Source organism: Microbacterium sp. Leaf288 (assembly GCF_001422925.1).
GTDB lineage: Bacteria > Actinomycetota > Actinomycetes > Actinomycetales > Microbacteriaceae > Microbacterium.
Genome location: NZ_LMNI01000014.1, coordinates 120,367 through 138,149 on the forward strand (window position 1 = coordinate 120,367; position 17,783 = coordinate 138,149).

Annotated in this window: 16 protein-coding genes; 10 read left to right on the plus strand and 6 right to left on the minus strand. The window is 70.4% G+C overall.

Translation table 11 applies throughout. From position 1 onward, the window contains the following. The first annotated feature begins 25 nt into the window (after positions 1–25). The 4 genes from ASF40_RS19475 (at position 26) to ASF40_RS19490 (ending at position 3,836) form a co-directional block, all read left to right on the plus strand. On the plus strand, positions 26–1,156 hold the full coding sequence (locus ASF40_RS19475; protein WP_056372254.1) for a hypothetical protein: 1,131 nt from the start codon (positions 26–28) through the stop codon (positions 1,154–1,156). A gap of 118 nt (positions 1,157–1,274) precedes the next feature. Next, positions 1,275–2,477 carry a cation:proton antiporter gene (locus ASF40_RS19480; RefSeq protein WP_056372257.1) on the plus strand — a complete coding sequence of 401 codons (1,203 nt, stop codon included), beginning with the start codon at positions 1,275–1,277 and terminating at the stop codon, positions 2,475–2,477. Beyond that, positions 2,474–2,959 carry a hypothetical protein gene (locus tag ASF40_RS19485; RefSeq protein WP_056372259.1) on the plus strand — a complete coding sequence of 162 codons (486 nt, stop codon included), beginning with the start codon at positions 2,474–2,476 and terminating at the stop codon, positions 2,957–2,959. Before ASF40_RS19480 ends, ASF40_RS19485 begins: the two co-directional genes overlap by 4 nt. Positions 2,960–3,035: 76 nt before the next feature. Next, positions 3,036–3,836, plus strand: coding sequence for a tryptophan-rich sensory protein (locus ASF40_RS19490; RefSeq protein WP_082497221.1), 801 nt, complete (start codon positions 3,036–3,038; stop codon positions 3,834–3,836). Here the strand turns inward: ASF40_RS19490 and ASF40_RS19495 are convergent, their stop codons facing one another. Then, positions 3,837–4,580 (minus strand): glutamine amidotransferase-related protein, encoded by a 744-nt coding sequence (locus ASF40_RS19495; RefSeq protein WP_056372261.1) that lies wholly within the window; start codon positions 4,578–4,580, stop codon positions 3,837–3,839. A gap of 124 nt (positions 4,581–4,704) precedes the next feature. Here ASF40_RS19495 and ASF40_RS19500 point away from each other — a divergent pair, with 124 nt between their 5' ends. From ASF40_RS19500 to ASF40_RS19515, 4 genes are all read left to right on the plus strand, one after another. Next, positions 4,705–5,322, plus strand: a complete 618-nt coding sequence (locus ASF40_RS19500) for an RNA polymerase sigma factor (protein ID WP_056372262.1) — start codon at positions 4,705–4,707, stop codon at positions 5,320–5,322. Beyond that, on the plus strand, positions 5,312–5,779 hold the full coding sequence (locus tag ASF40_RS19505) for a hypothetical protein (protein ID WP_056372401.1): 468 nt from the start codon (positions 5,312–5,314) through the stop codon (positions 5,777–5,779). The genes ASF40_RS19500 and ASF40_RS19505 overlap by 11 nt, the downstream gene beginning before the upstream one ends. Before the next feature lie 73 nt (positions 5,780–5,852). Next, on the plus strand, positions 5,853–7,820 hold the full coding sequence (locus tag ASF40_RS19510; RefSeq protein WP_056372264.1) for a S8 family peptidase: 1,968 nt from the start codon (positions 5,853–5,855) through the stop codon (positions 7,818–7,820). Between the two features lie 73 nt (positions 7,821–7,893). After that, positions 7,894–10,383 carry a CHAT domain-containing protein gene (locus ASF40_RS19515; protein ID WP_056372268.1) on the plus strand — a complete coding sequence of 830 codons (2,490 nt, stop codon included), beginning with the start codon at positions 7,894–7,896 and terminating at the stop codon, positions 10,381–10,383. 209 nt (positions 10,384–10,592) lie between these two features. Here the strand turns inward: ASF40_RS19515 and ASF40_RS19520 are convergent, their stop codons facing one another. Then, complete coding sequence (locus tag ASF40_RS19520; RefSeq protein WP_235560297.1) at positions 10,593–11,387, minus strand: LysR substrate-binding domain-containing protein; 795 nt, start codon at positions 11,385–11,387, stop codon at positions 10,593–10,595. On the opposite strand from ASF40_RS19520, the gene ASF40_RS19525 reads away from it, so the two are divergent. Further along, on the plus strand, positions 11,386–11,784 hold the full coding sequence (locus ASF40_RS19525; RefSeq protein ID WP_200919538.1) for a DUF1304 domain-containing protein: 399 nt from the start codon (positions 11,386–11,388) through the stop codon (positions 11,782–11,784). The genes ASF40_RS19520 and ASF40_RS19525 overlap by 2 nt on opposite strands. 21 nt (positions 11,785–11,805) lie before the next feature. Here the strand turns inward: ASF40_RS19525 and ASF40_RS19530 are convergent, their stop codons facing one another. The 4 genes from ASF40_RS19530 to ASF40_RS19545 all read right to left on the minus strand — a co-directional run bounded on the left by ASF40_RS19530 (position 11,806) and on the right by ASF40_RS19545 (position 16,031). Next, positions 11,806–12,372 carry a thermonuclease family protein gene (locus ASF40_RS19530; RefSeq protein ID WP_056372271.1) on the minus strand — a complete coding sequence of 189 codons (567 nt, stop codon included), beginning with the start codon at positions 12,370–12,372 and terminating at the stop codon, positions 11,806–11,808. Between the two features lie 42 nt (positions 12,373–12,414). Further along, on the minus strand, positions 12,415–12,822 hold the full coding sequence (locus tag ASF40_RS19535; RefSeq protein WP_056372272.1) for a transferase: 408 nt from the start codon (positions 12,820–12,822) through the stop codon (positions 12,415–12,417). 146 nt (positions 12,823–12,968) lie between these two features. Continuing rightward, entirely contained in the window at positions 12,969–14,351 is a 1,383-nt protein-coding gene (locus ASF40_RS19540; protein WP_056372275.1) for an aspartate aminotransferase family protein, read from the minus strand. A gap of 111 nt (positions 14,352–14,462) precedes the next feature. Further along, positions 14,463–16,031, minus strand: a complete 1,569-nt coding sequence (locus tag ASF40_RS19545; protein WP_056372277.1) for a CoA-acylating methylmalonate-semialdehyde dehydrogenase — start codon at positions 16,029–16,031, stop codon at positions 14,463–14,465. Positions 16,032–16,199: 168 nt separating this feature from the next. Here ASF40_RS19545 and ASF40_RS19550 point away from each other — a divergent pair, with 168 nt between their 5' ends. Next, the gene (locus ASF40_RS19550; RefSeq protein WP_056372405.1) at positions 16,200–17,783 is read left to right on the plus strand and encodes a PucR family transcriptional regulator; all 1,584 of its coding nucleotides are present in this window, start codon (positions 16,200–16,202) and stop codon (positions 17,781–17,783) included.

Sequence of the window (17,783 nt, forward strand, 5' to 3'; positions counted from 1 at the left end):
TGTTCGTTCTTTTTAGGAGGACGCGATGAACACTCATCGTGACGCGGTATCGGTGGATGCCGCACCCGCACGCCCCACGAAGTGGGGGGTCGCCGCGCTGTTCGGGCTGCTCGGCTCAGTGATCGTCGCCGTCATCGTGATGGCGTTCGTCTGGCCCGCAGCCGCTTCGCAGCCGCAGAACCTGCCCGTCGGCATCTCCGGGCCCACCGAGGCCGTCACTGCCGTCGAGGACAAGCTCGCCGAACAGGACCCCGCGCCGTTCGTCCTCCACGAGGTCGAGTCGCGCGACGACGCGGTGTCGCAGATCGAATCCCGCGAGCTGTACGGCGCGATCCTGCTGGGCGACGAGCCCGAGGTGCTCATCGCGACGGCGGCGAGCCCCGTCGCCGCGCAGGCGCTGCGCGGCGTCGCCACCCAGCTGCAGTCGCAGATCGACACCGCGGCCAAGACCGCGCTGACGGACCAGCTCACGGCGATCGTCGGGGCGCTCAACGCGGGACAGATGCCACCGCTGCCCGACGGTGCCGCAGGGGCCCCGCCGGCCATCCCCACGGTGACCGTCACCGATGTCGTGCCTCTGGCCGACGGCGACAGCGCCGGGTCAGGGCTCGCGGCATCCGTCTTCCCGATGGTGCTGGGCGGCATGCTCGGCGGAATCCTGCTGACGCTGCTGGTGCAGGGGGTCGTGCGTCGCCTGGTGGGGCTGGTCGTCTTCGGCCTCGCCGCCGGCGCCCTGATCGCGCTCGTCATGCAGACGTGGTTCGGCATCCTCACCGGGGACTGGCTGCTCAACGCCGCGGTGCTCGGCGTGGGCGTCGCCGCAACCTCCGCGCTGATCATCGGGCTGGCAGCGTTGATGGGCCCTCCCGGGATCGCCGTCGGGGCTGTCATCACGATGTTCATCGCGAACCCGATCGCGGGCGCCGCCCTGCCGCCGCAGTTCCTTCCCGAGCCGTGGGGCGCGGTCGGCCAGTTCTTCGTGCCGGGTGCATCGGCGAACCTGCTGCGCTCGGTGATGTACTTCCCGGAGGCCTCCACCTGGGCGCAGTGGACGATCCTCGGCGCGTGGCTCGTGGGCGGCATGATCCTCGCGCTCATCGGCCACCAGCGCAGCCGCGCAGAGCTGGCCCCGCCCGAGCGGCAGCTGGAGCACTGAGCCGCCTGCGGACGCACCATCGGCGACCCGGAGGCCTCGAGGATGAACTTCGTCCGGCGATGCTCCGCTGGCTCGACGGGGTCTCGGCGGGGTGACCCGGGCTGGCTAGTCTGTTCGCGTGGACGGTCTCACACCCTCGACGCTCCTGCTGATTCCGCTGCTGGGGGTGCTCGCCCCGATTCTGGCCCGAGGTCTCGGGCGGTGGGTGCGCGTGCCCGTGGTGGTGTTCGAGCTCGTGCTCGGCATCCTGATCGGGCCCGCGGTTCTCGGCTGGGCGGGGCCGAACGCCTTCGTCGACGTCCTGGCCAACTTCGGACTCGCGATGCTGTTCTTCGTCGCCGGCACCGAGATCGAGTTCGGATCGTTCCGCGGACGCCTCGGCCGTCGCGCGTCGCTCGGGTGGATCATCAGCCTCGCCGCGGGCATCGCGGCCGGCTGGCTGCTCGCGCCCGGGGAGGCGGCGATCGTGATCGGCGTCGCGCTGTGCTCGACGGCGCTGGGCACCCTCCTGCCGATCCTGCGGGACGCCGGCGAGCTGCGCACCCCGTTCGGCCGCGCCGTCGGCGCCGTCGGCGCCGTCGGCGAGTTCGGGCCGCTCATCGCGATCTCGATCTTCCTCGGCGGCCGCGAGCCGGGCCTGTCCACCATCGTCCTGGCGCTGTTCGCCGCGTTCGCGGCGCTCGCGATCTGGCTCGCGTTCCGGGTGCCGCGCGGCGCGATGCACTCGTTCGTGAACTCCACGCTGCACACCTCGGGGCAGTTCGCGATCCGGGTGGTGTTCGTGATCCTCGCCACCCTCGTCGCGCTGAGCATCGTGCTCGACCTCGACATGCTGCTGGGGGCCTTCACCGCCGGCATCATCTGGCGCCTCCTCATGCGCGACGCCTCCGAGCACGACCGCGACGCCGTCGAGAGCAAGATCGAGGGCGTCGCGTTCGGCTTCCTCGTGCCGATCTTCTTCATCTACACGGGCATCACGTTCGACCTCCAGGGCCTGCTCGAAGACCCTGTGCTGTTCTGGCTGGTGCCGCTGGTGCTCGTCGCGCTTCTCGTCGTCCGCGGGCTGCCGTCGACGCTTGCCGCACCCGAAGGGTCCTCGCGCCGCGAGCGGCTGTCGATCGCGCTCCTGGGTGCGACCGGGCTTCCGATCATCGTCGCCGTCACCCAGATCGGCGTGGACGAGAAGATCCTCGACACGACGCAGCAGACCGTGCTCGTCGCGGGCGGCATGCTGTCGGTGCTGCTGTTCCCGCTGGTCGGCATGGCGCTGCGCGGCGAGCGGCTGACGGCGAGCCCCTCCCTCCTGGACGACATGGCGTGAGCACCCTCGAACTCCTCGACGCCACCCGCTCGCGGCTCACCGGCGTGCCCCGCGAAGCGCTCGGCGAACTGATCGTGCCCAAGCGCTTCCTGGGGGTGGCGCGCGCCGCCCGCATCGAACGGCGCGGCGACGCGTGGCACCTGGGAGTGCTGCTCCTCACCGACGACGCCGTCTTCGCGACGGGCGACATCCTCCGTGCCCGGCACGAAGCCCGGCGAGGCTACACCGCCGAGTCCCAGCGGCAGCGCGCCGAACTCGCCGCCGCCGCACGTCGCGGCGGCTTCGCGGAGGGCGAGACCGTGCACATCGGATGGCGGATGCTGCAGCCCGGCGCGGTCGACAGGGGCGAGGCATCCGCTCCGCTGTTCCCTGCCGATGGCGTGCCCAGCGTGAGATGGAGTGCCGCCGGAGGACTCATGCCGCTCGAGGCCTATCTCTCGGAGCGGGTCGCTCTGCTGCTCGACCCACCGGGCGGCGCGTGAGATCGCTCGCTATCTGCCGTGGGACGGGATGTCAAGAGCCCTCGTGGCGGGGTGGCGTGCGCCTTACCGTGTGAGGATGACCGCCAAGGACCTCGCCCGGCAGATCATCGTCATCAGCGCGTTCTGCTTCATGATCGTGGCCGCCATGGTCGGCACCGGCCTGTTCGGCGGCACGCCGGTGCAGGCGCTGCAGGACGGCGCGCTCGATCAGGACGGCTCGTACCTCGCGCCGGCGCGGCCGGCGTTCTCGATCTGGACCGCGATCTACGTCGGGCTGTTCGCGTACACGGTGTGGCAGGCGCTGCCACGCCAGCGCGGCAGCGAGCGGCAGCGGGCGCTCGGATACCTCATCGCCGGCACGATGGCGCTCAACGGACTGTGGCTCGTGACGGCCCAGTTCGGCTCGCTCGGGCTCACGGTGCTGGCCATCATCGTGCTGCTCGCGCTGCTGGGCGTCACGTTCAGCCGCACCGTCATCGAGCCCGCCGACGGCTGGGCCGATCGGCTGCTGGTCGACGGGGTCACCGGCCTGCACCTGGGCTGGGTGACGCTCGCCACCGTCGCGAACATCACGGCCTGGCTGACCTCGATCGGATCGCCCGAGTGGGAGGCGTCGGCGGACCTGTGGGGCGTGGTCGTCCTCATCGCCGTCGCCGTCATCGGGCTCGGAATCGAGATCGCGAGCCGCTGGCGCCTCGGGCCGGCGCTCGCGCTCGCGTGGGGGCTGATCTGGCTCTCGGTCGGCCGGCTGGAGGGCGAGCCGCACAGCACCGCGATCGGGGTGACGGCGATCGTCGTCGCCGCACTGATCCTCGGTACGGCGCTCATCGGCACCGCAGTGCGCGCGCTGACCGCGGTCCGCAACGCCGAGGTGTGATCAGGCGGGCGCGAAGCGGTCGGCGAACGCCCGCAGCAGCCGCGTGGGCTCCGTGACGGATGCTGCGAGCACGCGTCCGGCGATCGCGTCATAGTCCGCGGAATCGAAGTAGCCGTCGTCGCGGTACACGGCCATGCGCTCGGTGAACGCCTTCGTGGTCGGCTCGGGGTGGAACTGGGTCGCGTAGAGCCGGTCGCCCACGCGGTACGCCTGGACGGGGCATCCGTCGTTGCTCGCCAGCAGGACCGCTCCCGGCGGCAGGTTCTCGGTCCCCTCCTTGTGGGCGGTGAGCGCCGTGAAGCGATTCGCGAGGGCGCCGAACAGCGGGTCGGCCGAGGCCCGCTTCGTGAGCTCCACCGCCACGGGGCCGGTGTCCTCGGGGAAGGCACGGCTCACCGTGCCGCCCAGGGTGCGGGTCGCGATGCCGATGCCGTAGCAGGTGAAGAGGGCGGCCGGACCGTCGCCGGTCGCGGTGCGCTCTGCGATGCGGGCGAGGGCCGCTTCGAGGCGCCGCTGCGCGTCGGTCTTCGTCGACTCGGGGTCGGTGACGTTGAACGGACTGCCGCCCACGAGGAAGCCGGAGTAGCGCTCGAACACGTCGTCGGGAAGCGGTTCGCGCACCAGGTCGTGGCGGGCGAGGCGGCTCTCGTCGAGGTGCATCGCGGTGCGGAAGGACTCGTATTCGGCGGCCGCCGCACCCAGCTGCGGGCGCACGCAGACATAGAGCAACGGCGCGGTCGTCATGCACGAATTCTAGGTCTCCACTCCCGGACCCTGCGAGACGGCTGAAATCGTCGGTATTCGGGCGGCGTGCGTGTATCAAACCCGCACTATCGCGCTCGGGCATGGTGTGGACAGAATGGGCGCTATGACGCAGGCTGACGCCGAACCATCCGTCGACTCCGTGGAGCCGGCGCGATGGGAGCGCGCCGCCGCACTCTTCGTGCGGTGGCGTGAAGGCGACAGCCGTGCGATGGACGAACTCGTCCGCCTGATGACGCCGCCGCTATGGCACGTCGTGAGGGCGTACGGGCTCGACCATTCGTTGGCGCAGGACGTCGTGCAGACGACCTGGCTGACGCTCGTGCGCCGTCACGAGACCATCAACGACCCGCTCGCGGTGTCGGGGTGGCTCACGATGTGCGCGCGCCGTGAGGCGTGGCGAGTCGGCAAACAGCACCGGCGTGCCGATGCCACCGAGGCCGAGTCGCTCGAACCGCACCTTCCCGTCCACGAATCCGCCGAGCAGACCGCCGCGCAGGACGACGAGACCCGTCGCCTCTGGACAGCGGTCGGAACGCTCAACGAACGATGCCAGCGCCTGCTGCGGATCGTCGCGTTCGAGGACCGCCCCGACTATGCCCGCATCGCCGAAGACCTTGCGATGCCCATCGGATCGATCGGACCGACCCGCCAGCGCTGCCTCGCGAAGCTACGCGCCGTACTCGAGGGAGACGGATGGAGAGGTGACGACGATGGAAACTGAGGACTTTGCGGCCGACGCCGCGCTCTTCGCACGGATGCGGCGCATGTGGGAGGACGTCGACCCCGTGCCGGCCGACCTGGTGGACCAGATGGTCGCCGCTGTCGCCGTCGAGGACCTGTCGCGGGAGTACGCGCTCCTGACGCTGGTCGAGGGGACGTTCGCGGCCGTGCGCGGCGAGACCGACACGGCGACTCTCCAGTTCAGCGACGGCACGACCAGCGTGCTGCTGCACGTGACCGCCACCGAGGGCGGCGACCGGCGCGTGGACGGATGGGTGGACGCCACGGCCCTCGCCATCCGTCTCATCCAGGGCGACCGCGAGTGGTCGGCCGAACCGGGCGAGCACGGACGCTTCGCCTTCGACGAGGTCACGCCCGGGATGGCGCGGCTTCGCCTGGTGGTGCGCGACGCCGACGGCGCGCTGCGCGACTTCCAGACCCCGCAGTTCGAAGTCTGACAACCAGTTCGAGATACGAAGAACGGATGCCGCGGCCTGGGGGCCGCGGCTCCCACGTGTGTGAGGAGATGACATGGCCGAAGACGAGCGTGCCGGTGGATCGTGGCGTACGCGAGTGAAGGCGGGCGCCCCGCTCGGCGTTCCGCTCGATCCCGGTCGGGACATCGTGCCGGGAGTGGAGGCGTTCCCCTCGGCGTACGCGCCAGGCCATCTCGTGATCTCGGGTGAGACCGCCGACGCGAAGGGTGCGCTGCTCGCTGCGGGCCAGGAGCTCGGGTGGGAGGTCGACCTCGATGAGATCCGGCCATCTGCGGAGAACGAGCCCGCTCTCACGCGGGCGCGCATCATCCAGCTTCCGAGCGACAAACGGGACGACGAACCGGTTCCCGCCGTCGACGCCTGGCGGCTGCTGCAGCACGCGCGTCGGGTGGCCCTCGAGGAAGCCGAATACCAGCGACGTCTGGCCGCGGAGCAGCAGGCCGATCGCGGACAGGAGGGCGCGTCGCAGCGCCCTGAGCCCGCAGCGCGCGGCCTTTCTGAACAAGGCGCCCCCAGCGAGGTGAGCGAGCAACGCCGTCAGGAGATCCGCCGCGAGGTGCGTCGCGACGTCGCCAAGACCGCGGCGCGGGCTGCGGAGCCCATCCGGGCGGAGTCCCGATCGCGGGCCCCGCAGCAGCCGCTGGTGGAGGTGCCGTCCGTCGACATCGATGCACTGCGCAATGTCGGGCTGGATCACGTGCTCACGATCGATCCGGTGGGCGTCAATCCTCACGGCATGACGAACCCCCACGGCATGACGAACCCGCACGGCATGACGAACCCGCACGGCATGACGAACCCTCACGGTATGACCAACCCGAGCGGAACCGCGGGCTACGCCTATCCCGGGACGGGGGGCCTCGAGCTCGTGTCGTTCCTCGGGACGGCGCCGCGGCGAACACGCGTCGTCGCCGAAGGCGGCCGCAGGCCCGTCGTCGCCGTCGTGGACACCGGGTGCGGTGTCCACCCGTGGCTCCCGGCCGAGACCACGCCGTCACAGCCGGCCACGCCCGCGCCGTCGAGGCCGGAGCGCTTCGACGACCTCGATGACGAGCCGGCCGATGCGATCGACACGGTCGACCCCGTGATCGTCCGGCGTAGGATCCCCTGGCCGAGCCGAACCGGGGACGTGATCGGTGTCGAGGATCCCCTCACGGATCCCGAGATCCACGGCGACCAGTCCGGACCTCTCGATGGGTTCCTCGACGCCGCCGCCGGCCACGGTACGTTCGTCTGCGGCATCATCCGTCAGGTCTGCCCGGAGGCGGATCTCATCTCGATCCGTGTCGCCGACAGCAATGGCGCAGTGCTCGAGAGCGAGCTCATCGATGCGCTCGAAGACCTCGCGCTCTGGATGGACTCGGACAAGGCGAAGAACGTCGTCGACGTCGTCAACCTCTCGCTCGGCTACTACCACGAGACTCCCGAGGATGGACGCTTCAGCCTGCGACTCCATAAGGCACTCGTGGCGCTGCGCCGCCGGGGGTGCGTCGTCGTGTGCTCCGCCGGAAACGATGCGACGGAACGACCGGCGTTTCCCGCCGCGCTGTCCAAGGACGGCGATCCCGAGCTGAAACTCGAGGAGCCGCCGGGGCTTGCCCAGCACATCGCCGTCGGGGCGCTGAATCCTCAAGCGACATCCGTCGCGCTGTACAGCAACGTCGGCGATTGGGTGACAGCCTTCGCTCCCGGCACCTCTGTCGTGAGCGCGTTCCCGTCGTTCGAGGGCGGCGTGCAGGCCGGCACACGCGCCGACCGCGACAACCGTCGACGGCAGAGCCTGGACCCGGACGACTTCTCCGGTGGCTACGCGATCTGGAGCGGGACCTCGTTCGCCGCACCGTACGTCTCGGGTCGGATCGCACGGGCTCTCGCTCCATCCCTGATGGATCCCGGTGCGGCCAAGACTGCGGCTCCGGGGCAGGACCCCGTCACAAAGGCGCTCGAATGGGTGAAGGTGCGGGACAAGTCGACACCGCTCCCGGGTCAGACGGCCCCCTAGCCAGGGAGAGAAGAGTGCGGCTGGCGGGGCCTGCCGGTCGCACTCGTCTGCCGGGTGGGTCCATCATGGCTGTGTGGCGGCGACCGGTGAACAGCTCTACCAGCGGGGTTGGCATCTCGCGACCCGAGGGAGCTTCATAGACGCTCGGCGCGTGCTCGCGGCCGGTGCCGCGCGCGCCGAAGCCGAGGGCGACATCGAGCTCGGTGCGCGTATCGCGGGCACGACGGCCTACGTGCTCGCTCGCCTCGGCGACGTGGATGGTGGCGAGCAGCTGTGCCTGGACGCCCTCGGGCGGGACGGTCTGTCGGAGGCCGCGATCGCCCAGTTGCACGGTCAGCTCGGGTCGCTCGCGCTGGAACGCGGGCTGCTCGATGACGCGGCAGGGTGGCTGGACAAGAGCATCCGTGGGCTCAGTGATCAGCCGGTGCGTCAGGCCAACATGCGGATGAACCGCAGTCTCGTCGACATGCAGCGCGGCCGTCTCGACGCGGCTGTCTCGGATCTCCACCTGGCGGAGGGTGCCTATCGGGCAGCGGGCATGGACACCGAGGCGAACCTCGCCGTGCACAACCGCGGCTATGCGCTCATGCTCGGCGGGGATCTCGTGGCGGCCCTGCAGACGATGCAGTCCGTCCGGGAACCGCTCGATGGGGAGTCAGCGATGTGGGCGGCCGTGAACGAGCTCGACCGCGCGGAGGTGCTCCGCGAAGCAGGGTTGGTGACAGAGGCCGAGCGCAGTCTCGCAGCGGTGTCGGAAGCGTTCGGTCGCCATCGTGCTCCGCGCGACCGTGCCACGGCGGATTACAACCTCGCTCGATCGTTGCTCAGCCACGATCCGGCGCGCGCGGCACGGGTGGCCGCCGCATCGGCGCGGCGTTTCGCCACGATCGGCAGCTCGGGCTGGGCTGTGCGTGCTGAGGCGATCGGTCTGCGTGCCAGGCTCACGGTCGGGCGGGTCGACCGCGCCGGGGGTCCGGTGAGGGCGGGACAGCGGCTGCCCGCGCGCACGAGAGTCTTGGATGTCACGGCGGGCCTCAAGGCGCACGGATTCAACTCCGAGGCGGAGGCGCTCCGGCTCACGGACGCGTTGGCGCGCATCAGGAGCGGCCACGGCGGCGCTCAGCCGGTCATGCGTATCGGACGGCGCACTCCGCTGGAGGTGGGGCTCCTCGCGCACGAGGTGCGCGCGGCACATGCCGCCACACAGGGCCGCGAGGCAGACACCCGTCGTCACGCTGCCGCCGGGCTCGATCTGTTGGATCGCACCCGCCATGCCGTGGGGAGCCTCGACATACAGGTCTCCGCGGCGATGAAGGGTGCGGGGCTGATCACGACCGGGCTGGCCTCGGCCCTCAGATCAGGCAACCATGCCGCCGTCTTCGAATGGTCTGAGCGTGCACGCTCGGTGATGGGATCCTTCCCACCGCTTCGCCCTCCGCCCGACCCCGAATTGGCGGCAGATCTCGCGGAGCTGCGGGTGCTGCGCGCCGCGGCGCCGGACGGTGAATGGCTCGCCACACCGCGGGCCGCTCTCCTCAGCGACCGCGCGCGTCAGCGGCAGTGGTCGCACACCGCCGCCGGTGAACTCAGAGTCCGCGCGACGCTCGACGACGCCGTCGCAGAACTGGGTGACGGCGATGCGCTCGTGTCCTACGTGTTCGACGGAGTCGAGCTCGCTGCACTCGCCATCACACGCGGGAGCCGACAACTGATCGCACTGGACTGGAATGCCGTGAGGCTCGCGCTGCGGGGCCTGCGGGCCGATCTCGACATGGCGGCGACGGTGACCGCGGGGCCGATGGCGGCGGTGGTCCGCCGGGGGCTCGACGAGCGGCTGGCGACCCTGTCGCGGATCCTCTGCGCTCCCGTTCGCGCGCTCTCGGGCGCGGAACGGATCCTCGTCACGGCCGCGGGCGTCCTCTCCGGTGTCCCGTGGATGATGCTCCCCGCGATCGGCCGTCGCCCCCTGTCGGTGGCGACGTCAGTCACCTCCTGGATCGCTCAGCGCTCGAGTGCTGCGCGCGCGCCGAGGTCCGCCGGCTTCGCAGCCGGCCCCCGCGTCGCCCGCGGAGAGGAGGAGGTGTCCGCGGCTTCGACCGCGTGGAGCCGAGCCCAGGTGAGAACCGGCACCGAAGCGACAGTCACGGAGGTCACCGCTCTGGCCTCTGAGGTCGACGTGCTGCATGTCGCCGCCCATGGCCGTCACGCACTCGACAACCCGATGTTCTCCGGTCTGGAACTCGCCGACGGCACCCTGTTCGGCTACGACATCGACCTCATCCCGGTCGTCCCCGACACTGTCGTGTTGTCGGCGTGCGAGGTCGGTCGTTCCTCGGTGAGGTGGGGCGAAGAGGCGTTGGGTATGACGAGGGTGTGGCTGCACGCGGGTGTTCGCAGCGTCATCGCCGCGCCCGTCATCGTCGCCGACGACGCGGCATGCGAGCTCCTCGCGGCCATGCACGAGGGCCTCGCCGCGGGCGTAGCCCCCTCGGAAGCGCTGGCCGCGGCATCCGTCCGCACCGGCATCATCGCCCCGTTCCAGGTGCACGGCGCCGGGTTCTGAGGTTTCTTCGCGTTCCGTGTATCAGGACGGATGCTGCGTGCTCCTGGTCATCGGAACGGCTTGCGCCCAGCCGACGGGGGTCGGAGGCGCTGACAGAAGACCTTCTTGGGGAACGCAGAATCGGCTGTGGGTCTTCGCCGCCGATCCTCGAGGGGTGCTGCATGGGACTGGGGCGGCACCCCTCATTCCATGCTTCGGCGCAGGCGCGCTCAGCCGCGCGAAGAGTTGGCGGTGCGCCCGCGCACGATGCCGACGAAGGCCTCGACCGCGGGAGTGGTCCGCTCAGCCGTCCACGCGAGCGCCACCGTCGAGAGCGGACCCCCGCTGAGTGCGCGGTACTCGACGTCCTTGCGATGATGCAATCGTGCGACCGACATCGGCACCACCACGATCCCGACACCGGCCGCGACGGTGGCGATCGCCTCGCCGGTGTCGGCCGGTGGCGCGAACCGCGGCGCGACACTGCCGGGGAGCTGGATGGCGAGCACGTCGTCCTGCGGCACGATGAGCACCTCGCCCACGAGGTCCGCCGCGTCGAGCTCGTCCTCAGCGGCGGTCAGGTGCGAGTCCTTCGCGCACACGACCACCGGGAGCTCGTCGTACAGCGGGATGACGTGGAGGCCGTCCTTGTCGAGCGGCAGCCGCACGAGCGCCGCGTCGACCTCGCCGTCGAGGAGCGCGCGACGCTGATCGGCGACCGCCAGGGGCACGAGCTCGAGGCTGGTCCGCGGCATCCGCTCGTTCCAGATGTCGATCCACTTGCCGGGCGTCGCACCCGGGATCGCGCCGAGCGTGAAAGTCGCGGGCATGGCGGGCTCGACGGGCGGCGTCGGCGACGGCCCGGGCGACGGCTGCGGCCGCCGCGTCTTGGCGGGCTTCGCCTTCGAGGACGACGCGGATGCTGCGCCCGGACGCTTGCCCGATGCGCCACGACCTCGTCCGCCTGTGCGCGACCCGCCCTTCGCCATGCGTTCAGCGTAGCCGGGGCGATATGGTTCGCTCATGGTGGCGATTCTGGCAACGGTCTTCGCGGCGCTCGCGGCGCTCCTGCACGTCTACATCTTCGTGATGGAGAGCGTCCAGTGGACGCAACCGAAGATCTGGAAGCGGTTCGGGGTGGCCGACCAGGCGGCCGCCGACACGACGAAGCCGATGGCGTACAACCAGGGCTTCTACAACCTGTTCCTCGCGATCGGCGTCGTCATCGGGCTCGTGCTGCTCTTCGCGGGAAGCGACACCGCGCCCGTCCACGCGGCGGGTCTCGCGCTCGCGCTGTTCGCGCTGGGGTCGATGGTCGCCGCCGCGCTGGTGCTGCTCACGACCGGGCTGCGGTACCTGCGGGCGGCGCTCCTCCAGGGCACGCTGCCCCTCATCGGGTTCGTGCTGTTCCTGTTCGCCTGACCGCTCAACCCGCGTGACCGCTCAGTCGCACGCGCCCCACTGCCCGGCCGCCGCGGCGACGGCCGCGGATTCGAGTGAGCGCAGCAGGGTCTCCTGGCTGCGATTGGGCGAATAGACCTCGACCCGCGCATCGCCCTGCGCGACGAGCTCGCCGTTCACGAAGCGGCCGTCGGGCGTCCAGACGTAGAGCAGGGTTCTGCCGTACTGGTCATGCACCTCGTGGTCGGCGGCGACCCAGATCGTCGATCCCACGGGGACGAGCGACGTCAGCTTCCTCGTCGCCTCCGCACCCCAGCAGTCGAGTTCGGGGGAGATCTCGGGGGTGTCGATGCCCAGCAGCCGGACGCGCGTGGATTCGAGATCGCCGACGACGGCGTTGGGGACGGCGACGCGAGCGCGCAGCGTGTCGCCGTCGTGGACGCTCTCGACGGTCATCTCGAATGCGTCGGCCGGGATCGCCGGCATCGTGGAAGAGATGCCCGGTGCCGGCTGTGCGACCTCGGCGCCCGCGTCGCGCCCGACGAACCACCAGTAGGCCGTGCCCGCGATGACGAGCAGCAGGATTCCGATGAGCACGCGTCTGAGCACGACGCGAGCCTATGCGGTGGCGCCGACGCGCCACCGCGACGATCAGGCAGCCAGGCGCAGTCCGCGCTTGTCGGTGGCGACGCGCTCGCCGTCGGCGATCGTCTCGTCGTCGCCGATGAGCGAGCCTCCGGCGACACGGGCGTCGTGCCCGACCTGGGTGCGCACGCCGATCTTCGCGCGCGGGCCGATGGCCGCGCGCGGCCCGATGTGGGCGTGCGGTGCGATCTCGGCGTCGGGTCCGATCACGGCATCCGTCTCGACCCATACGCCCCGGCCGACGTGCGCGCCCGCGGCGATCTGCACGCCCGGTTCGACATACGCCCCCGCTTCGACGATGGCGCTGGGGTGCACCTTCGCTCCGTGCGCGATCAGGCCCCGACCGTTGACGTGCTTGCGGTAGCGCAGCATCTCGCCCTGGTCGTTCTCGATGTCGATGTAGTTCTTTCCCACGGTCCCCTCCTGGAGCAGCACATGGTGCTGAGTACAGGAATAACGGTGGCGAGGGGTGATTCATTCCCGCGCATCGGAACGATTCGGTGACGGGCGTGCAGCGGCCCCGCGCCCGGAGTGGACGCGGGGCCGGAAAGGGGTGCTGATCAGCGCGTGACGTACTCGTCGGCGGTCGAGAGGGCCCGGTCGATGACGTCGAGTCCACGCACCAGCTCGTCCTCGGTGATCACGAGCGGAGGCGCCACGTGAACGCGGTTGAAGTGCGTGAACGGCCACACCCCTTCCCGCTTGCACGCCGCGGCGACCGCGGCGATGGGTGCGGCATCCGTCCCGCTCGCGTTGAAGGGAACGAGCTGCTCGCGGGTCTTGCGGTCCTTGACGAGCTCGATCGCCCAGAAGAGGCCCATTCCCCGCACATCGCCGACGGACGGATGCCGTGATGCGAGGTCGCGCAGGCGCGGCTCCACGACGCGCGATCCGAGGTCGCGCACGCGCTCGAGGATGCCGTCGCGCTCGAACACCTCGAACGTGGCGACGCCCGCCGCGCACGCGAGCGGGTGGCCCGAGTACGTGAGCCCGCCGGGGAAGGACACGGTGTCGAAGTGTGAGGCGATCGTGTCGGAGATCACGACGCCGCCGAGCGGCACATAGCCCGAGTTCACACCCTTCGCGAAGGTGATGAGGTCAGGCTTCACGTCGAACGCCTGGAACGCGAACCACTCGCCCACGCGGCCGAAGCCCACCATGACCTCGTCGGCGATGTAGACGATGCCGTAGCGGTCGCACAGCTCGCGCACGCCGGTCAGATATCCCGGCGGCGGCACCAGCACGCCGTTCGTGCCGACGATCGTCTCGATGATGATCGCCGCGATCGTGGTGGCGCCCTCGAGCACGATGGTCTGCTCGAGGTGCTCGAGCGCGCGCTGCGTCTCCTCCTCGGCGCTCGACGAGTGGAACGCGGAGCGGTATGGGTAGGGGCCGAAGAATTTCGCGGTCGAGCCGTCGGCGGGCTCGTTGGGCCAGCGGCGCGGGTCGCCGGTCAGCGAGATCGCAGTCGTAGTGTTGCCGTGGTAGCTGCGGTACATCGACAGCACCTTGCGGCGGCCCGTCACGAGGCGCGCCATGCGCACGGCGTTCTCGTTCGCATCGGCGCCGCCGTTGGTGAAGAACACCTTCTCGAAGCCGTCGCCCGCGACCTCGGCGATGCGGCGGGCGAGCTCGCCGCGCACGTCGTTGGCCATCGACGGCTGGATCGTCGTGAGACGACCAGCCTGATTCTGGATCGCCTGGACGAGATCCGGATGCTGATGCCCGAGGTTGAGGTTCACCAGCTGGGAGCTGAAGTCGAGGTACGCGTTGCCGTTGTAGTCCCAGAAGGTCGACCCCTCACCCGCGGCGATGGGAAGCGGATCGATGAGCGCCTGCGCGCTCCACGAGTGGAACACGTGGCCGCGGTCGTCTGCGCGAACGCGGGCGTCGGCCTCAGGATCGGTGTAGACGGCGGGGGCGGGAGTGAGTGTGTCAGTCATTTTGCTCCGGTCGTTGAGCGAGCGAGGAACGGGGTCGTTGAGCGAGCTTGCGAGTCGAAACGCAGAGGCGAATCGCGTCGGGAGTCCGGGCGACCCTGATTGCGAGGCATGTCAGTTGTTCTGGGGGAAGCCGAGGTTGATGCCGCGGGTTTCTGAAAGGCTCCGGCTGGCGGGGTCGAGCCAGCGGGAGGTGATGGCCTTCTCGCGGGTGAAGAAGTCGAAGCCGTGGACGCCGTAGGCTTTCGCGTCGCCGAACAGCGAGGCCTTCCAGCCGCCGAACGAGTGGTAGGCGACGGGGACGGGGATGGGGACGTTGATGCCGATCATGCCGACCTGCACCTCGTTCTGGAAGCGGCGGGCGGCGCCGCCGTCGTCGGTGAAGATGGCGGTGCCGTTGCCGAACTGACCGGAGTTGATGAGGTCCAGTCCCTCGTCGTACGATTGGACGCGGACGATGGAGAGGACGGGGCCGAAGATCTCCTCCTGATACGCCCGACTGGTGGTGGGGATGTCGTCGATCAGGGTGGGGCCGAAGAAGAACCCGTCCTCGTGACCCTCGACGGTGTAGCCGCGGCCGTCGACGACGATCCTCGCGCCATCCGCCTCCGCGATGTCGACATAGGAGGAGACCTTGTCGCGGTGGACGTCGGTGATGAGGGGTCCCATGTCGGGTTCGACACCGTCGACGCCCGCGCCGTTGCCGATCTTGAGCTTCGCGATGCGGTCGGAGATCTTCGTGATGAGGTCGTCGGCGACCGGTTCGACGGCGAGCACGACGGAGATGGCCATGCAGCGTTCCCCGGCGGCGCCGTAGCCGGCGTTCACGGCCTGGTCGGCGACCAGGTCCAGGTCGGCGTCGGGAAGCACCAGCATGTGGTTCTTCGCGCCACCGAGCGCCTGCACCCGCTTGCCGTGACGCGACGCGGTCTCGTAGATGTACTGCGCGATCGGCGTGGACCCGACGAACGAGATGGACTGCACGTCCGGACTGGTGAGGAGGCCGTCCACGGCGAGCTTGTCACCCTGCAGCACCGTGAACACGCCGTCCGGCAGGCCGGCTTCCTTCCACAGTTCGGCGAGCCACAGTGCCGCGGACGGGTCCTTCTCGCTGGGCTTGAGGATCACGGCGTTGCCGGCGGCGATCGCGATCGGGAAGAACCACATCGGCACCATCGCCGGGAAATTGAACGGCGAGATGATGCCCACCACACCCAGCGGCTGCTTCAGCGAGTACACGTCGACACCGGTGGACGCGTTCTCACTGAACGCGCCCTTGATCAGGTGCGGGAACCCGGTCGCGAGCTCCACCACTTCCTGACCGCGGAGGATCTCGCCCATCGCGTCGGAGAGCACCTTCCCGTGCTCGGCGGTGATGATCTCGGCCAACTCCCGCTTGCGGGCATTCAGCAACTCCCGGAACGCGAACAGCACCGTCTGCCGCCGCGCGATCGAGTACCCCTTCCACACCCGGTACCCGGCCACCGCGGACGCGATCGCCGCATCGATCTCCGCCTGATCGGCCAACGCGACCCGCGCCGACACCTGACCGGTCGCTGGGTTGTACACCGGGGCCGTGCGACCCGAGGACGACGCACGCTCCGCCCCATCGATCCAATGCGAAATCACCCGGACGTCGGCGTCCGTGGTCGCGGGCGCGACGGCGCTCTCGGCAATGCTCATGGGTGGCTCCTTCTCGGTGTCGGACAGATCGTGTGGTGATCCCCTAGGCTGGACGGGTCCCAGCCTGTCAGAGAAGAAGAGGCGGCCACGGTGCCCGACCGTCGCGAAGATCGGACGATCCACACGGATCGTCCGGTAGATCGATCCGCAGATGAGATCCTCCCGACCGTGCGCGAAGTGATCGCGCTCGAAGCGGTCGCGCAAGGGGTTCCCGAAGTGCTCGTCGGCGACGATGCGCTCGATGCGCGCGTGCGCTGGCTGCACGTCTCCGACAGTGCGGGCGTTGCTCGCCTGCTGGACGGCGGCGAGATGCTGCTGTCGACCGGTTCGTCGTGGCCGGTGGAGCCGGGAGATCTGCGCCGGTTCATCGACGAGCTCGCCGACGCGGGGCTCTCCGGCCTCGTGCTCGAGCTGGGCACGCACTACCGGTACGTCCCCGCCGTGGTCATCGAGGCCGCCCGCGAACGAGGCCTCGCCTTGGTCGTGCTGCACCGGGAGCTGAAGTTCGTCACGGTCACCGAGGCCGTCCACAGTCGCATCATCACAGGACAGACCGACGCGCTGCGCGCGCGCGACGAGGTGCGCGAGCGGTTCACGGCGCTGGTGCTGCGCGGATCGCCCGCGGACTTCATCGTCCACCAGCTCGCGCAGACGCTCGGCGCGCCCATCGTGCTCGAGAACCTCGGTTACGAGGTCGTCGCGGCAGAGGTGCCGCTCGCGATGGAGGAGGAGCTCTTCACCGAGTGGGAGCTGCGATCGCGCTCCGCGCACCGGCGCTCCGAGCATCGCCGGGAGCGCGGCATCCCGGCCGGAGCGGACGACTGGCTGATCGTCCCGGTCGAGGCACGAGGCATCCGCTGGGGAAATCTCATCGCGCTGCCCGGACCGGAGCACGCGGCCGGGCGGGCCGCCGTGCTCGAGCAGGGCGCGATCGCCCTTGCGGTCGGCCGTCTCGCCGACGGCGACGCCGACGAATGGGCGCGCATCGGCCGGCGGCGCCTGGTCGACGGGCTGCTCGCCGGACGCTTCGCCGGTGTCGGCGGCGCCGCCGCGCGCCTCGAGGCGGCCGGCCTGCCGCTGCGGGGCGCCAAGCTCCACGGGCTGGTCGTGTCGGGCGCGCCGGTCGCGGTGGAGCGGGCGGATGCTGCCGCCCGCGCCCTGCGAGGGCGCGCGCTGGCGGGCTCGGCGCCGGCGGGCGTCGTGGCGCCGGCGACCACGATGCTGGTGTCGCTGCCGCCGGACGCCGTGTTCGACGATGCGGCCGTGGTCGCGTTCGTGCGCGCGCTCGTCGACGCCGCGGACGTCGAGCGCGTCACCGTCTCGGTCGGGCGCAGCGCCGAGGGCATCGATGCCGCGCTCGCCTCGGTGCACGAGGCGGTCGATCTCGCGGGCGGTCGGAGGCGGCGCTCGGGGCGCGGTCCGCATCTGCGACGCGCCGAGAACCGTCCGCTCGTGCAGTTGGTCACCGCCCTGCGTGATGACCATCGCGTGCTCGAGCATGGCGAACGGATGCTCGCCCCACTCATCGCCTACGACCTCTCGCGGTCGGGTGACCTGCTCGACGTCCTCGAGGCGATGCTCGCCCACCCCGGTAATCGCACCGCGGCGGCTGCGGCATCCCATCTCTCGCGTTCGGTGTTCTATCAGCGCATCGCGCTCATCGAGGAGCTGCTGGGCACCGATCTCGACGACGGCGAGACCCAGACCGCGTTGCATCTGGCGCTGCTCGTGCGGAGGTCGGCCGGACGCTGA

What these genes read in the sequence shown, in the direction of transcription:
- ASF40_RS19500 (WP_056372262.1), top strand. Translation starts at nt 4,705, where the DNA reads ATGACGCAGGCTGACGCCGAACCATCCGTCGACTCCGTGGAGCCGGCG.
- ASF40_RS19510 (WP_056372264.1), top strand. Translation starts at nt 5,853, where the DNA reads ATGGCCGAAGACGAGCGTGCCGGTGGATCGTGGCGTACGCGAGTGAAG.
- ASF40_RS19475 (WP_056372254.1), top strand. Translation starts at nt 26, where the DNA reads ATGAACACTCATCGTGACGCGGTATCGGTGGATGCCGCACCCGCACGC.
- ASF40_RS19520 (WP_235560297.1), bottom strand. Translation starts at nt 11,387, where the DNA reads ATGAGCGAACCATATCGCCCCGGCTACGCTGAACGCATGGCGAAGGGC.
- ASF40_RS19495 (WP_056372261.1), bottom strand. Translation starts at nt 4,580, where the DNA reads ATGACGACCGCGCCGTTGCTCTATGTCTGCGTGCGCCCGCAGCTGGGT.
- ASF40_RS19505 (WP_056372401.1), top strand. Translation starts at nt 5,312, where the DNA reads ATGGAAACTGAGGACTTTGCGGCCGACGCCGCGCTCTTCGCACGGATG.
- ASF40_RS19525 (WP_200919538.1), top strand. Translation starts at nt 11,386, where the DNA reads ATGGTGGCGATTCTGGCAACGGTCTTCGCGGCGCTCGCGGCGCTCCTG.
- ASF40_RS19540 (WP_056372275.1), bottom strand. Translation starts at nt 14,351, where the DNA reads ATGACTGACACACTCACTCCCGCCCCCGCCGTCTACACCGATCCTGAG.
- ASF40_RS19545 (WP_056372277.1), bottom strand. Translation starts at nt 16,031, where the DNA reads ATGAGCATTGCCGAGAGCGCCGTCGCGCCCGCGACCACGGACGCCGAC.
- ASF40_RS19490 (WP_082497221.1), top strand. Translation starts at nt 3,036, where the DNA reads ATGACCGCCAAGGACCTCGCCCGGCAGATCATCGTCATCAGCGCGTTC.